Origin of the sequence: Streptomyces sp. NPDC090032, from assembly GCF_044748025.1 — a bacterium.
Lineage (GTDB): Bacteria > Actinomycetota > Actinomycetes > Streptomycetales > Streptomycetaceae > Streptomyces.
Window position 1 is genome coordinate 270,212 of the sequence record NZ_JBIVFF010000003.1, and the last position, 12,549, is coordinate 282,760.

The 12,549-nt window shown below is 73.0% G+C and carries 15 protein-coding genes and 1 other RNA gene; 7 read left to right on the plus strand and 9 right to left on the minus strand.

The window, feature by feature from the left end:
- The first annotated feature begins 22 nt into the window (after window positions 1-22).
- From ACIPWY_RS08270 to ACIPWY_RS08280, 3 genes are read left to right on the plus strand one after another with little or no spacing between them, the layout of a single operon-like run.
- A complete protein-coding gene (locus tag ACIPWY_RS08270) occupies window positions 23-880 on the plus strand; it encodes a Nif3-like dinuclear metal center hexameric protein (RefSeq protein ID WP_362899699.1) in 858 nt (285 codons plus the stop codon).
- Complete coding sequence (locus ACIPWY_RS08275) at window positions 877-1,620, plus strand: C4-type zinc ribbon domain-containing protein (RefSeq protein ID WP_362900086.1); 744 nt, start codon at window positions 877-879, stop codon at window positions 1,618-1,620. The genes ACIPWY_RS08270 and ACIPWY_RS08275 overlap by 4 nt, the downstream gene beginning before the upstream one ends.
- A gap of 8 nt (window positions 1,621-1,628) precedes the next feature.
- Window positions 1,629-2,870: a bifunctional RNase H/acid phosphatase gene (locus ACIPWY_RS08280; RefSeq protein ID WP_362899701.1), complete on the plus strand. Its 1,242-nt coding sequence runs from the start codon at window positions 1,629-1,631 to the stop codon at window positions 2,868-2,870.
- Between the two features lie 70 nt (window positions 2,871-2,940).
- Here ACIPWY_RS08280 and eda read toward each other — a convergent pair whose 3' ends face one another.
- Both eda and yaaA read right to left on the minus strand, forming a co-directional pair.
- Window positions 2,941-3,558 (minus strand): bifunctional 4-hydroxy-2-oxoglutarate aldolase/2-dehydro-3-deoxy-phosphogluconate aldolase, encoded by a 618-nt coding sequence (gene eda / locus ACIPWY_RS08285; RefSeq protein ID WP_401532489.1) that lies wholly within the window; start codon window positions 3,556-3,558, stop codon window positions 2,941-2,943.
- A gap of 83 nt (window positions 3,559-3,641) precedes the next feature.
- Entirely contained in the window at window positions 3,642-4,448 is an 807-nt protein-coding gene (yaaA, locus tag ACIPWY_RS08290) for a peroxide stress protein YaaA (RefSeq protein WP_362899705.1), read from the minus strand.
- Between the two features lie 176 nt (window positions 4,449-4,624).
- Here yaaA and ACIPWY_RS08295 point away from each other — a divergent pair, with 176 nt between their 5' ends.
- The 3 genes from ACIPWY_RS08295 (at window position 4,625) to rnpB (ending at window position 7,225) form a co-directional block, all read left to right on the plus strand.
- A complete protein-coding gene (locus tag ACIPWY_RS08295; RefSeq protein WP_362899707.1) occupies window positions 4,625-6,076 on the plus strand; it encodes an RNB domain-containing ribonuclease in 1,452 nt (483 codons plus the stop codon).
- 109 nt (window positions 6,077-6,185) lie between these two features.
- Window positions 6,186-6,773, plus strand: coding sequence for a Uma2 family endonuclease (locus ACIPWY_RS08300; RefSeq protein ID WP_401532490.1), 588 nt, complete (start codon window positions 6,186-6,188; stop codon window positions 6,771-6,773).
- Window positions 6,774-6,805: 32 nt separating this feature from the next.
- Window positions 6,806-7,225, plus strand: an RNA gene (gene rnpB, locus ACIPWY_RS08305) — RNase P RNA component class A.
- Window positions 7,226-7,340: 115 nt separating this feature from the next.
- Here the strand turns inward: rnpB and ACIPWY_RS08310 are convergent.
- From ACIPWY_RS08310 to ACIPWY_RS08335, 6 genes are all read right to left on the minus strand, one after another.
- Window positions 7,341-7,616 carry a DUF1876 domain-containing protein gene (locus ACIPWY_RS08310; RefSeq protein WP_100592570.1) on the minus strand — a complete coding sequence of 92 codons (276 nt, stop codon included), beginning with the start codon at window positions 7,614-7,616 and terminating at the stop codon, window positions 7,341-7,343.
- 161 nt (window positions 7,617-7,777) lie between these two features.
- Window positions 7,778-8,632 carry a glycosyltransferase family 2 protein gene (locus tag ACIPWY_RS08315; protein WP_401532671.1) on the minus strand — a complete coding sequence of 285 codons (855 nt, stop codon included), beginning with the start codon at window positions 8,630-8,632 and terminating at the stop codon, window positions 7,778-7,780.
- A gap of 131 nt (window positions 8,633-8,763) precedes the next feature.
- Window positions 8,764-9,354, minus strand: coding sequence for a GrpB family protein (locus ACIPWY_RS08320; RefSeq protein ID WP_390012692.1), 591 nt, complete (start codon window positions 9,352-9,354; stop codon window positions 8,764-8,766).
- Entirely contained in the window at window positions 9,354-9,911 is a 558-nt protein-coding gene (locus ACIPWY_RS08325) for an MOSC domain-containing protein (protein ID WP_362899715.1), read from the minus strand. Before ACIPWY_RS08325 ends, ACIPWY_RS08320 begins: the two co-directional genes overlap by 1 nt.
- 144 nt (window positions 9,912-10,055) lie before the next feature.
- Window positions 10,056-10,424, minus strand: a complete 369-nt coding sequence (locus ACIPWY_RS08330; RefSeq protein ID WP_393698290.1) for a MazG-like family protein — start codon at window positions 10,422-10,424, stop codon at window positions 10,056-10,058.
- 23 nt (window positions 10,425-10,447) lie between these two features.
- Window positions 10,448-11,008, minus strand: a complete 561-nt coding sequence (locus ACIPWY_RS08335) for a DoxX family protein (RefSeq protein ID WP_362899719.1) — start codon at window positions 11,006-11,008, stop codon at window positions 10,448-10,450.
- A gap of 214 nt (window positions 11,009-11,222) precedes the next feature.
- Here ACIPWY_RS08335 and ACIPWY_RS08340 point away from each other — a divergent pair, with 214 nt between their 5' ends.
- Window positions 11,223-11,546: a nuclear transport factor 2 family protein gene (locus ACIPWY_RS08340; RefSeq protein ID WP_362899721.1), complete on the plus strand. Its 324-nt coding sequence runs from the start codon at window positions 11,223-11,225 to the stop codon at window positions 11,544-11,546.
- Between the two features lie 43 nt (window positions 11,547-11,589).
- Here ACIPWY_RS08340 and ACIPWY_RS08345 read toward each other — a convergent pair whose 3' ends face one another.
- On the minus strand, window positions 11,590-12,468 hold the full coding sequence (locus ACIPWY_RS08345) for a PhzF family phenazine biosynthesis protein (RefSeq protein WP_393698293.1): 879 nt from the start codon (window positions 12,466-12,468) through the stop codon (window positions 11,590-11,592).
- Window positions 12,469-12,549: the final 81 nt, after the last annotated feature.

Consider the following 12,549-nt stretch of genomic DNA (forward strand, 5'->3'; position numbering starts at 1 on the left):
GGAGGGAAGGTAGCCTTTCACCGTGCCCCGTCTGTCTGAAGTCATCGCCGCGCTCGAGAAGCTGTGGCCCCCCGAGCGGGCCGAGTCGTGGGACGCGGTCGGCACGGTCGCCGGCGATCCCGACGCCGAGGTCCTCCGGGTCCTGTTCGCCGTGGACCCCGTTCAGGAGACCGTCGAAGAGGCGGTGAAGCTGGGCGCGGACCTGCTGGTCACGCACCACCCGCTCTATCTGCGCGGCACGACGACCGTCGCCGCCGACACCTTCAAGGGCCGCGTCGTCCACACGCTGATCAAGAACGACATCGCTCTGCACGTCGCGCACACGAACGCCGACAGCGCCGACCCGGGCGTCTCCGACGCACTCGCGGGCGCCCTCGACTTCCGCGTCACCGGCCCCCTCGTGCCGGACCCGACCGACCCCGCGGGCCGCCGCGGACTCGGCCGGATCTGCGAACTCGAACACCCCCTCACCCTGCGCGAACTGGCCGGCCTGGCCGCCGACCGGCTGCCCGCCACCGCGCAGGGCATCCGCGTCTCCGGCGACCTCGACGCGACGATCCGCACGATCGCCGTCAGCGGCGGCTCCGGCGACAGCCTCTTCGCCGACGTGCGCGCCGCGGGCGTCGACGCCTTCCTCACCGCGGACCTGCGCCACCACCCCGCGTCCGAGGCACGTGAGCAGAGCCCCCTCGCCCTGCTCGACGCCGCCCACTGGGCCACCGAGCAGCCCTGGTGCGAGCTGGCGGCCGCCCAGCTCGACGAGATCTCCGACCGCAACGGATGGGGACTTCGCGTCCACGTCTCGAAGACGGTCACCGACCCCTGGACCGCCCACGCGGCGTCCAACGCCACACCGATCCCAACTGGAGCCCCCAACTGAACGCCGCGCCCGCCGACCAGATCCGACTTCTCGACGTCCAGGCCCTGGACGTACGACTGTCGCAGCTCACGCACAAGCGCAAGTCGCTGCCCGAGCACGCCGAGATCGAGTCGCTGAACAAGGACCTCACGCAGCTGCGCGACCTGCACGTCGCCGCGCAGACGGAGGAGAGCGACTGCGCCCGCGAGCAGACCAAGGCCGAGCAGGACGTCGACCAGGTCCGCCAGCGCGCCGCCCGCGACCAGCAGCGCCTGGACTCCGGCGCCGTCACGTCCCCCAAGGACCTGGAGAACCTCCAGCGCGAGATCGCCTCGCTCGCCAAGCGCCAGGGCGACCTGGAGGACGTCGTCCTCGAGGTCATGGAGCGCCGCGAGTCCGCGCAGGAGCGCTTCGAGGAGCTGACCGGCCGGGTCGCCTCCGTCCAGGGCAAGATCGACGACGCGACGGCCCGCCGCGACGCCTCCTTCGAGGAGATCGACGGCGAGGCCGCCTCGGTCACCAAGGAGCGCGAGGTCGTCTCCGGCACCGTCCCCGCCGACCTGCTGAAGCTCTACGACAAGCTCCGGATCAAGGAGGGCGGCGTCGGTGCGGCCCGCCTCTACCAGCGCCGTTGCGAGGGCTGCCAGCTGGAGCTGAACATCACCGAGCTGAACGAGGTGCGGGCGGCGGCTGCCGACTCCGTGGTGCGCTGCGAGAACTGCCACCGGATCCTGGTGCGCACGTCCGAGTCCGGCCTGTAGGAGCCTTCGTGGTGCGGGAGTTCATCGTCGAGGCCGACGGCGGTTCCCGGGGCAACCCGGGGCCCGCGGGCTACGGCTCGGTCGTCATCGACGCGGCGACGGGGGAGACCCTGGCCGAGGCCGCCGAGTACATCGGCATCGCCACGAACAACGTCGCCGAGTACCGGGGGCTCGTGGCGGGCCTGCGCGCCGCCCACGCCCTCGACCCGACGGCGTCGGTGCACGTCCGGATGGACTCCAAGCTCGTCGTCGAGCAGATGTCGGGCCGCTGGAAGATCAAGCACCCCGACATGCGGCCCCTCGCGGCGGAGGCGGCGACCGTGCTGCCTGCGTCGCAGGTGACGTACGAGTGGATCCCGCGCGAGCGGAACAAGCACGCGGACCGGCTTGCCAACGAGGCGATGGACGCGGGCAAGCGGGGCAAGCAGTGGGAGGCCTCGCGTTCGACCGCCGAGCTCGATGCACCGCGTCCCCAGACGGACCGGGGGGCTCCGCCTGGGGACGCGGCGGCCGGGGCGGCGAAGGCGCGGGCCGCACTCGCGGGCACGCGGGGCGGCACGGACGCGCGGGCCGCGCAGAACGTGGCGGGCACCGCGTCCCAGGGCTGGTCGGCGGCGCCCGATCTCGGGGCGCCCGCCACCTTCGTACTCCTGCGGCACGGCGAGACCGCGCTCACACCCGAGAAGCGGTTCTCCGGCTCCGGCGGCAGCGACCCCGAGCTGTCGGCGGCCGGGCGCGCGCAGGCCGAGCGGGTGGCCGCGGCGCTCGCCGCGCGCGGCACCGTGCAGGCGATCGTCTCCTCGCCGCTCAAGCGGTGCCAGGAGACGGCGCGGACCGTCGCGGCCCGCCTCGGGCTCGACGTGACCATCGAAGAAGGCCTGCGCGAGACGGACTTCGGGGCGTGGGAGGGGCTGACCTTCGGGGAGGTCCGCGAGCGCTACCCGGACGACATGAACGCCTGGCTGGCCTCGTCGAAGGCCGAACCGACCGGCGGCGGCGAGAGTTTCGCGGCGGTCGCCCGCCGGGTCGCCACGACGCGGGACCGGCTCGTCGCGCAGTACGCGGGACGCACGGTCCTCCTCGTCACGCACGTCACGCCGATCAAGACGTTCGTACGGCTCGCGCTCGGCGCGCCGCCGGAGTCACTGTTCCGGATGGAGCTCTCGGCGGCGTCGCTCTCGGCGGTCGCGTACTACGGCGACGGCAACGCGAGCGTGCGGCTCTTGAACGAGACGGCGCACCTGCGCTGACGTCGCGGGGCCCTGCCCCGGACCCCGGTCCTCAAGCGCCGGACGGGCTGGATCCACCGGGGCCGGCGCCTCAGAGAGCCGACGCCTCGCGGGCCAGTTCCTCGATCCGGCCCCAGTCCTTCGCCGCCACCGCGTCCGCCGGCAACATCCAACTGCCGCCCACGCAGCCCACGTTCTTCAGCGCGAGGTAGGACGGGGCCGAGGTCACCGAGATCCCGCCGGTCGGGCAGAACCGCGCCTGCGGCAGCGGACCCGCCAGCGACTTCAGATACGGCACACCGCCCGCGGCCTCGGCGGGGAAGAACTTCATCTCGCCCACCCCGCGCTCCAGGAGCGCCACGACCTCCGACGTCGTGGAGACGCCCGGCAGGAACGGCACCCCGGACCCCTTCATCGCGTCGAGCAGCGAGTCCGTCCAGCCGGGGCTGACCAGGAAGCGCGCACCGGCCGCGACGGAGTCGGCGACGTTCTGCGGCGAGATGACCGTGCCCGCGCCGACGACGGCGTCCGGCACCTCGTCCGCGATGGCGCGGATCGCGTCGAGCGCGGCCGGCGTCCGCAGCGTCACCTCGATCGCCCGCAGGCCGCCCGCGACGAGCGCCCGCGCGAGCGGCACGGCGTCGGCGACGTCCTCCACGACGACGACGGGTACGACGGGGGCGAGATCGAGCACGGAGGAATCAGTCATGGGGCCATCCTGCCCCGCTGTGTGCAGCATGCGCAAAGGGCGTTGCGCATGCTGCAATGAATGAATGTGCGTGAGGGTGGTGCTCAGTGGATCTGGGTCACCACCACGTCGAGCGCCCACGCCGTCCCCGCCTTCGCGGGCGCCTGCGCTTCCACCACATGGCCGAGATCCCGCAGCGCCTCGACCAGCTCAGCCGGGCCCGCGGGCGTGGTGCCGGTCTCCAGGAGCGTGCGGACGATCCGGCCCTTCGTCGCCTTGTTGAAGTGCGACACCACCGAGCGCTTCTCCACGCCGGTCACGGGATCCGTCTGCGCGTGCAGCACCCGCACCGTCGCCGTACGCCCCGCGACCTCACCCTTCGGCTTCCACGCGCTCGCGTACGCGGACGACCTCAGGTCGAGCACGAGCCCGTCCCCGGCCGCCTCGGGAAGGACCTCGGCCATCGGCTTGCGCCAGTGCGCGCCGAGCGCCCCGAGCCCCGGCAGCTTCACACCCATCGAGCAGCGGTACGAGGGAATCCGGTCGCTCACCCGCACCGCGCCCCACAGACCGGAGAAGACCAGCAGCGAACGCGTCGCCCGGCGCTTCGCCGCCGTGTCCAGGGTGGCGAGGCCGAGCGCGTCGTAGAGGACACCCGTGTAGATCTCACCGGCGGGGCGCGCGCCCGCGGTGCGCAGCTCCACGTTCTTCGCGATCTCGCCGCGCAGCCCCTCGCTGAGGCCGAGCACCTCGCGCGCCTTGTCCTCGTCGGCGGCGCACAGCTCGACCAGCTCGTCGAACACGGCCTGCCGCGCCCCGGCGAGTCCCGGCAGGGACAGCGACTCAGGCTTCAGCGGGGCGCCGCGACCCGACGGGGCCTTGCCTTCGGACGGCGGCAGCAGCACGAGCACGATCGGACTCCTCGGGACAGGGATGCGGATTCGGGGGTGCGGCCCCATCGAAAGCGTACGGAAGGGAGAGGGGTGCCGGGGAACACGGGGCGCCGGGGACCGTGGGGTGCCTTGCGGTCACGGGTGCCTTGCGGTCACGGGGTGCCGACGCCCGCGCCCCGTCCTACGCTCGGTGCATGCCCCGCCGTCATCTCTGTATGAGCGGCGCAGCCGAGGCCCAGCTGTGTGCCGCACTGCGTGAACTGCGTACGACCCTGGACGTCCCCGGGGCCTTCCCGGCCGACGCCCTCGCTGAGGCGGAACGGGCCGCGGCGGCCCCGCACCCACCGTCACCCACCGGCCGGGCGGACGCCACCGACATCCCCTTCTTCACGATCGATCCGCCGGCCTCCGTCGACCTCGATCAGGCGATGCACCTCTCGCGCCGCGACGGCGGCTACCGGGTCCGCTACGCCATCGCCGACGTCGCCGCGTACGTCACGCCCGGCGGCCCCCTCGACGCCGAGGCCCACCGCCGCGTCACCACGCTCTACTTCCCCGACGAGAAGGTCCCGCTGCACCCCACCGTGCTCAGCGAGGGCGCCGCCAGCCTGCTCCCCGGCCAGACCTGCCCCGCCGTCCTGTGGACGCTCGACCTCGACGCCGGCGGGCGCACCGTCGCGACCGACGTGGCCCGCGCCACCGTCCGCAGCCGCGCGAAGCTCGACTACGAGGGCGTGCAGCGGGCCATCGACGACGGCAGCGCCGAGGAACCCGTAGCGCTCCTGCGTGAGATCGGGCGCCTGCGCGAACAGCTGGAGACGGAGCGCGGCGGCATCTCCCTCAACGTCCCCGAACAGGAGATCACCGAACGCGACGGCCGCTACGAGCTCGGCTACCGCGCTCCGCTCCCCGCCGACGGCTGGAACGCCCAGATCTCCCTGCTCACCGGCATGGCCGCCGCCGACCTCATGCTCGCCGCGGGCACCGGCATCCTGCGCACCCTGCCGGCCGCTCCCGACGGTGCCGTCGGCCGCCTGCGCCGCACGGCCCACGCCCTGCACATCGACTGGCCGCACCACGTCCCGTACGCACAGCTCATCCGCTCGCTCGACCCGAAGAAGCCGCACCACGCGGCCTTCCTCCAGGAGTGCACGACGCTCCTGCGCGGCGCCGGCTACACCGTGTTCAGCGGCGGCACGCTCCCGGACCTCACCGTCCACGCCGCCGTCGCCGCGCCCTACGCCCACTGCACGGCCCCGCTGCGCCGCCTCGCCGACCGCTACGCCTGCGAACTGTGCCTGGCCGCGAGCGCGGGCACCGCGCCGCCGGAGTGGGTGCTCGCCGCGCTGCCCGCCCTGCCGAAGGAGATGGCGGAGGGCACGCGCCGGGCCAACGCCGTCGAGCACGGCTGTGTCGACATCGTCGAGGCGGCGCTCCTCAAGGACCGGATCGGCGACATCTTCGAGGCGTGCGTCGTCGACGTGAAGGACCACGAACCGGCCGTCGGCACCGTCCAGTTGACCGACCCCGCGGTCGTCGCCCGCATCGAGGGCGGTACGGCTCCGCTGCCGCTGGGGGAGCGGCTGCGGGTACGGCTGACGCAGGCCGACCCGGGGGCGGCGAAGGTCCAGTTCGCTCCCGCGTAGGCCCCTTGTGCCCTGCTCGTGTGCCACGATCGAGGGAAGACTTCCGATCTCACGGACGGTGGATCCCTCGATGGCCGAGTCTGGCGAGCGACCGAGGGAGGGGCGTGACATGACGGCCATGGCGCACGAGCCGCACGAGTCGCTCACGCAAGCAGACGTCCTGCTCGAAGGCTTCCTTGCCCTGGACACCCCGGAGGGTTTCCGGGCGGAACTGATCGAGCGGGAAATCGTCGCGACACCGCCGCCGGACGGGGACCACGAGGACTACATCAGCCTGATCGTGAGCCAGGTGATCAGGCGCTCGCTCACGGACATGCAGTTCTCCGGGAACAAGGGCCTGACCTTGAAGGACGTCCCCGGCAGTCCGCGCGACCACGTCATTCCCGACGCCATATTCGCGCCACTTCAAGCACGGCTGTTCCGCGGCGCCGCCTCCTGGATGCCCTGCGACGGCGTGGCCATGGTCCTCGAGGTCACCTCCACCCGACCGAAGGCGGACCGTGAGACGAAGCGGCGCTGCTACGCGCACGGAGGCATCCCCCTCTACCTCCTCGTCGACCGGGACGCCTCGGCGGTGACGCTCTTCAGCGAGCCCGAGGGCCGCGACTATCTGCAGAGCCGTACGGCTCCCTTCGGCAAGCCGCTCCCGCTGCCGGAACTCTTCGGGTTCGACCTGGACACGGCGGATTTCCTCTGAGCTGCGGCGGGTACCATGGTCGGCACGGCAGACGAGCCGGGCGGACGGTCGCGTGAGGACCCTTTCACCAGGGTTTTCCCGAGGAACGTCCGGGCTCCACAGGGCAAGGTGGTGGCTAACGGCCACCCGGGGTGACCCGCGGGACAGTGCCACAGAAAACAGACCGCCGGGGACCGCAAGGCCCTCGGTAAGGGTGAAACGGTGGTGTAAGAGACCACCAGCGCCTGAGGTGACTCAGGCGGCTAGGTAAACCCCACCTGGAGCAAGGTCAAAAGGAGCCGCTTCCTCGTAAGAAGAGGTGGCTCTGCGCGGACGTTCGAGGGCTGCCCGCCCGAGTCCGCGGGTAGACCGCACGAGGCCGGCGGCAACGCCGGTCCTAGATGGATGGCCGTCTCCCCGGCCGCCGCGAGGCGACCGGGCGACAAAACCCGGCGTACAGCCCGACTCGTCTGCCGTCCAGGTCACTGATCGGGCGCCGCTCGGCGTCCAGGCCCCCGGACCGGCGCACCGCATGGCTTACGGGTGGCCGAGGGCTACATCGCCATGAATCGTGGCGCCTGCAACGAATCACCGCAACGTGTGGGACGTCCGTCCCGACGCCTCGTCGATCTCGTCGTGCGCCTTCGTCAGCATCTTCATCGCCAGCTCGTTGAGCGCCCTCGCGCCCGCGACCTCCTCGCCGACCCGCGGCTGGTTCGCGTCGGAGGGGTGGCGGCTCGCGTAACCATGGGCCCGTACCTCGCTCCCGTCGGGGAGCCGGACGAGCGCGGCGGCACGCGTGCGATGTGTGTCTTCCTCGAATTCCAGCTCGACATGCCATCCGACAGCGGTCTGTGCCGACATCGCGATCACCTCCGGGACTGCTATTACCAGGGTGCGCCTGTCGGCACCGCGACGCACCATGTCCAGCGACACCACGTCCCGCGACACCACGTCCCGCGACACCACGTCCCGCGACGCCACGTCCCGCGACGCCACGTCCCGCCCCGCCGCTCCGTCCCGGCTCAGATCACCGGCGGCCGCCCGAGCCGCGTCATGTGCCACGCGGTGCGCCAGCGCATCGGCCGACGGTCCCCGCACGGCGTGCGCACGCCCTCCGCGAAGCCCCCCGCCCACGCGCGCAGGCCCCCGGCGGACCGGGTGCGGGCGAGGGTGAGGAGGGTCCAGGTGCCGAGATAGAGCGGGATCAGGGGGAGCGGGAGCCGGCGCCGGGCCAGCCAGACGCGGTTGCGGGCCGTCATGCGGTGGTAGACCGCGTGCCGGGCGGGCGACGTCTTGGGGTGCTGGAGCAGGAGCGACGGCTCGTAGACGACCTTCCAGCCGGCGTCGAGGGCCCGCCAGGCCAGGTCGGTCTCCTCGTGCGTGAAGAAGAAGTCGGCGGGCCAGTCGCCGGTCTCGGCGAGCATCCGCATCGAGAACGCGTGGCCGCCGCCGAGGAACGCCGTCACCTCGCCGCCCCGCATCGGGTCCTTCGCGCGCAGCCGCGGCACGTGGCGGCGCTGCGTCTCGCCCTGCTCGTCCGCGATGCGGAAGCCGACGATGCCGAGCCGCGGGTCACCGGCGTACAGGTCGCGGACCGTGCGGAAGACGTCCGCGTCGACGAGGAGCCCGTCGTCGTCGAGTTCGACCGCCACGTCCACGTCGCCGAAGTCGCGTAGCCGCGCCAGAGCGACGTTGCGGCCACCGGGGCAGCCGAGGTTGTCGTCGAGTTCCACGGTCGTGACGGTGAAGGGCAGACCGGAGCCGGTGAAGTCGGGCAGCGGGGAGCCGTTGCCGATGAGGACGACCCGCGCCGGTGCCACGTCCTGCTTCGCCACCGCCGCCAGGAGGGCGTCGACCTCCCTGGGCCTGTTGCCCATCGTCACGATCGCGACGCCCAGACGCGGCGGCTGCTCCACGGTCGACTCCCCATTCCTCGGACATCCCGGTGCGGTGCCCGCGATGGTATCCGTTCACCGGGAAGTCACCCGGCAGCCAGGGGGAGTTGGGGTCAGACCGTGGGCTCCGGCGTCCACCCCGTCTCCGCCGCCCACGCCTCCGCGACCGCCACCACCAGGTCGACCACCGGGTCCTTCACGTCGGCGTAGGTGCCTGTGTCGGCGACCCGGGAGGCGAGCGCGTACTTGAAGTGGGCGTAGGCCGGGACCGCCTCCGGGTGGGTGCGGAACCAGTCGCGGAAGAGCAGGGCGAGACGTTCGTTGGGGGAGCCGTCGAGGCGTACGTGCAGGTTGACCGGATCGGCGGACGTGCCGCGGCGGGACCAGAAGCGCTTGGCCCAGCGGGACGGGTGGTCGTCAAGGCCCGCCGGTACGTGGTCCCGGCGGTAGGGGGAGAGCCGGAAGCCCAGGTCCGCGAGGGGCCCCGCGAAAGCGGCTTCCGCCTCGTCGAGGTCGGTGACTCTCACCTGGAGGTCGTAGACCGGCTTGGCCGCCATCCCCGGGATCGACGTGCTGCCGATGTGTTGCACCAGCAGCGCCAACGGGCCGAGCGCCGCGCCGAGTTCGGCGCACAGCTCGCGGCCCCGCTCCGGCCACGCCGTGTCGTAGGGGACGACGACGGGCAGCTCCGGCTCGGTCGTCATCAGACGGCTTCCAGAGCGACGTGTGGCTCGGCCGGCAGGACCACGCGGATCGCGTCGCCGGGGCGCACCACGCCGCCGGTCCGCACCACGCTCATGATCCCGCCCTTGCGGACGACCGCCCCGTTCTCGTCGCGCCCGACGACCCGCTTGAGCAGTCCGTCCTGGAAGAGGTCGATCTGCAGACAGGGGTTGCGCAGGCCCGTGACCTCGACGACCGCGCCGCCCTCGCCCAGGTGCAGGAGCGTGCCCGCGGGCAGCGCGAGCAGGTCGATCCCGGTCGTCGTGACGTTCTCCCCGAGGTCGCCCGGAGCGACCTCGTGGCCCTGCTCGGCGACCTCCGCGAACAGCTCCTCGTGCATGAGGTGGACCTGCCGCAGATTCGGCTGCGTCGGATCCTTCGCGACGCGGGAACGGTGCTTGACCGTGACGCCCGCGTGCACATCACCCTCCACACCGAGCCCGCCGAGCAGCGTGATGCTCTCCCGGTTCGGCTTGGTGAAGGAGTACGTCTCGTTACTGCTGACCGCGATGACCGTGCCACCGTCGAACCTGCCCATACCGGGGCCCCCGTTTCCGAGCCGGTGATCCCTGACCCCGGCCGCCTGATCCGTCATCGCGACCGTCCGGACCGCGATCCGTTCCGAGCCTAACCCCGGCCCTGCGCGCGGAAGCCTGGATGCGGTACGTCGCCGGGCTGCCGTTCAGCCGGACGATCGAGGAGTGAGCGACCTCTCCGCCACCCGGCGCAGATGCGCCGCCAGCACCTCGGGGGCGTTCGGGGTGAGGGTGCGCAGGGCGATGAGGGCGGTGACCACGACGTCGCACAGCTCCGACTCGACGTCCTGCCAGGAGTGGCTCTCGCCCTTGCGCGGGTTCTGGCCCATCGCGCCGATGACCGCCTCGGCGACCTCGCCGACCTCCTCCGACAGCTTGAGGACCCGCAGCAGGAGGGTCTCGTCGCCGGTGCGGCGGTTGTGTGAGTCGAGCCAGGCGCGCAGCCCGGCGACGGTCTCCCACACGCTGTCGTACGTGGGGTCGTGCTGGGCGCTGGGCTGCGTGGAGTCGGGCATACCCGCAGCCTGCCACGGACGGGCTACTCGTCCGTGCCGTCCGCGGAATCCGCCCGAGGACCCGCCCCGCTCACCCGCTTGTTGCGCGACGCCACCACCGCGAGCGCCGCGGCGGCACTGCCCACGAGGGCGGCCGGGACCATCCAGTGCCGGTCCAGGGCGTGGCCGAGCGCATGGTCGAGGGAGTAGCGGCCCGCGCCGGTCACCGCGAGTCCGGCCGCGACGAAGCCGAGGAAGGCCGGGTACTCGTAGCCGCCGCCCTGGGCGAAGAAGCCGTTGGGCGCGTGCACCGCGACCGCGCCGGCCATCGTGCCCGCGGCGGCGGCCCCGCCGACGGGCGTGGCGAGGCCGAGGGCGAGCAGGATGCCGCCGCCCGCCTCGCCGACACCGGCGGCCAGGGCGCTCGCCTTCGGCGGGGCGAAGCCCATGGCCTCCATCCCGGCGGACGTGCCGCGCAGGCCCGGGCCGCCGAACCAGCCGAGCAGCTTCTGCGCTCCGTGCGCGGCGAGCACACCGCCCGTGCCCACACGCAGGGCGAGCAGTCCCAGGTCTTTCCGGTCCACACAAGGCTTGTGGCAGGTCATGGTCCTACGGTGCTTGTGACAGGTCATGCTTCTACGGTCCGGCAGGCCGGGCCACGGCACCCGGTGCGCGGGCCCGTTCGGGTGGCGGGCCGCGGGCCGCGGTGTGAGTCTGGGCCGGGGGCCCGGGCCCCGTGCGGCCGGGGTCCCGACCCGGCGACGTACGACCGGAAGGTCCGGCACCGTAGCGCCGGAAGGAGAGGCGGGAGACGGCGATATGCCCATCCAGACAACGAAGCTCAGCGACCCCGCGGTCCGGGCCTTCGTCACCGCGGTGAACGCCCATGACCGGGAGGCGTTCCGCGCCGCCCTCGCGCCCGGCGCGACGATGTCCGACGACGGGTCCGACCGGGACGTCGACGAGTGGACCGGGCGCGAGATCTTCGACTCCCACGGGCACATGGAGATCGAGAAGGAGTCCTCGGGCGGCCTCGCCCTCACCGCCCGCTACAGCAACGACGCCTGGGGCGAGATGCGGACGAAGTGGCAGTTCGTCGTGGAGGGCGGCAAGGTGACCCGCTTCGAGACCGGCCAGGCGTAGCCCCCGGCCGGTAGTGCGGGCCGGCAGCCCGGCCCCGCTCGCGTCAGCCGGGAATCCGTACCGCCGCGCCGCTCACCCGGACTCGCGGGTCGCCCTCGCGCAGTGTCACTGTCAGCTCGCCCGGGCGGCCCATGTCCTCGCCCTGATGGAGGGTGAGGACCGCGTCGGAGGGGACGAGTCCGAGTGCGCGCGCGTACGCGCCGAACGCGGCCGCGGCGGCGCCCGTCACCGGGTCCTCCACCACGCCGCCGACCGGGAACGGGTCGCGGGCGTGGAAGACGAACTCCGAGGCGCGCCACACCAGTTGGACCGTGGTGAGATCGAGGCGGTGCATCAGGGCCTCGAGGCGCGCGAAGTCGTAGGAGAGGTCCGCGAGCCGCGCGCGGGTGGCGGCCGCGAGGACGAGGTGGCGGGCGCCCGCGTACGCGATGCGCGGCGGGAACGCCGGGTCGAGGTCGGCGGCGGGCCAGCCGAGCGCGGCGAGCGCCTCGGCCAGGTCCTCCGGCGTCACGTCGGTGATGTGCGGCTCGACGCTGGTGAGCGTCGCGCGCGGGGTGCCGTCGGCCCCCAGGGCGACCGTCACCGGCACCTCGCCGGCCTGTGTCGCAAAGACGTAGTCGCCGGGCCCGTCGATCTCGCCGAGCGCCACCCCCGTGGCCACCGTGGCGTGCCCGCAGAACGAGACCTCGGCCTTGGGGCTGAAGTAGCGCACGGTGTACGAGCGTCGCGGGCTGCCGGGCGCCGGGGAGCTGTCGGGCGCCGGGGTCAGGAACGCCGTCTCGCTGTAGCCGAGCCGGGCCGCGATGGCGAGCATCTCGTCGTCGTCGAGCCCACGCGCGTCGAGCACGACCCCGGCGGGGTTGCCGCCCTCGGGGTCCGTGGTGAAGGCGGTGTATCGCAGCACGTCGGCGTTGGTGTTCATGGCAGGGGAGCGTAGCGCGGGCAGCCGCAGCGCGGCCCGGGTTCTCCTGCGGTCCCGCCGGCAGGTCCCCCCTGGCCCCGG

Excerpts from the sequence above, each read along its gene's own strand:
- ACIPWY_RS08320 (WP_390012692.1), bottom strand. The coding sequence starts at position 9,354 with ATGACGACCGAGCCGGAGCTGCCCGTCGTCGTCCCCTACGACACGGCG.
- eda (WP_401532489.1), bottom strand. The coding sequence starts at position 3,558 with ATGACTGATTCCTCCGTGCTCGATCTCGCCCCCGTCGTACCCGTCGTC.
- ACIPWY_RS08330 (WP_393698290.1), bottom strand. The coding sequence starts at position 10,424 with ATGCCCGACTCCACGCAGCCCAGCGCCCAGCACGACCCCACGTACGAC.
- ACIPWY_RS08335 (WP_362899719.1), bottom strand. The coding sequence starts at position 11,008 with ATGACCTGCCACAAGCCTTGTGTGGACCGGAAAGACCTGGGACTGCTC.
- ACIPWY_RS08300 (WP_401532490.1), top strand. The coding sequence starts at position 6,186 with ATGACGGCCATGGCGCACGAGCCGCACGAGTCGCTCACGCAAGCAGAC.
- ACIPWY_RS08315 (WP_401532671.1), bottom strand. The coding sequence starts at position 8,632 with ATGGGCAACAGGCCCAGGGAGGTCGACGCCCTCCTGGCGGCGGTGGCG.
- ACIPWY_RS08310 (WP_100592570.1), bottom strand. The coding sequence starts at position 7,616 with ATGTCGGCACAGACCGCTGTCGGATGGCATGTCGAGCTGGAATTCGAG.
- ACIPWY_RS08345 (WP_393698293.1), bottom strand. The coding sequence starts at position 12,468 with ATGAACACCAACGCCGACGTGCTGCGATACACCGCCTTCACCACGGAC.
- ACIPWY_RS08340 (WP_362899721.1), top strand. The coding sequence starts at position 11,223 with ATGCCCATCCAGACAACGAAGCTCAGCGACCCCGCGGTCCGGGCCTTC.
- ACIPWY_RS08325 (WP_362899715.1), bottom strand. The coding sequence starts at position 9,911 with ATGGGCAGGTTCGACGGTGGCACGGTCATCGCGGTCAGCAGTAACGAG.
- ACIPWY_RS08295 (WP_362899707.1), top strand. The coding sequence starts at position 4,625 with ATGCCCCGCCGTCATCTCTGTATGAGCGGCGCAGCCGAGGCCCAGCTG.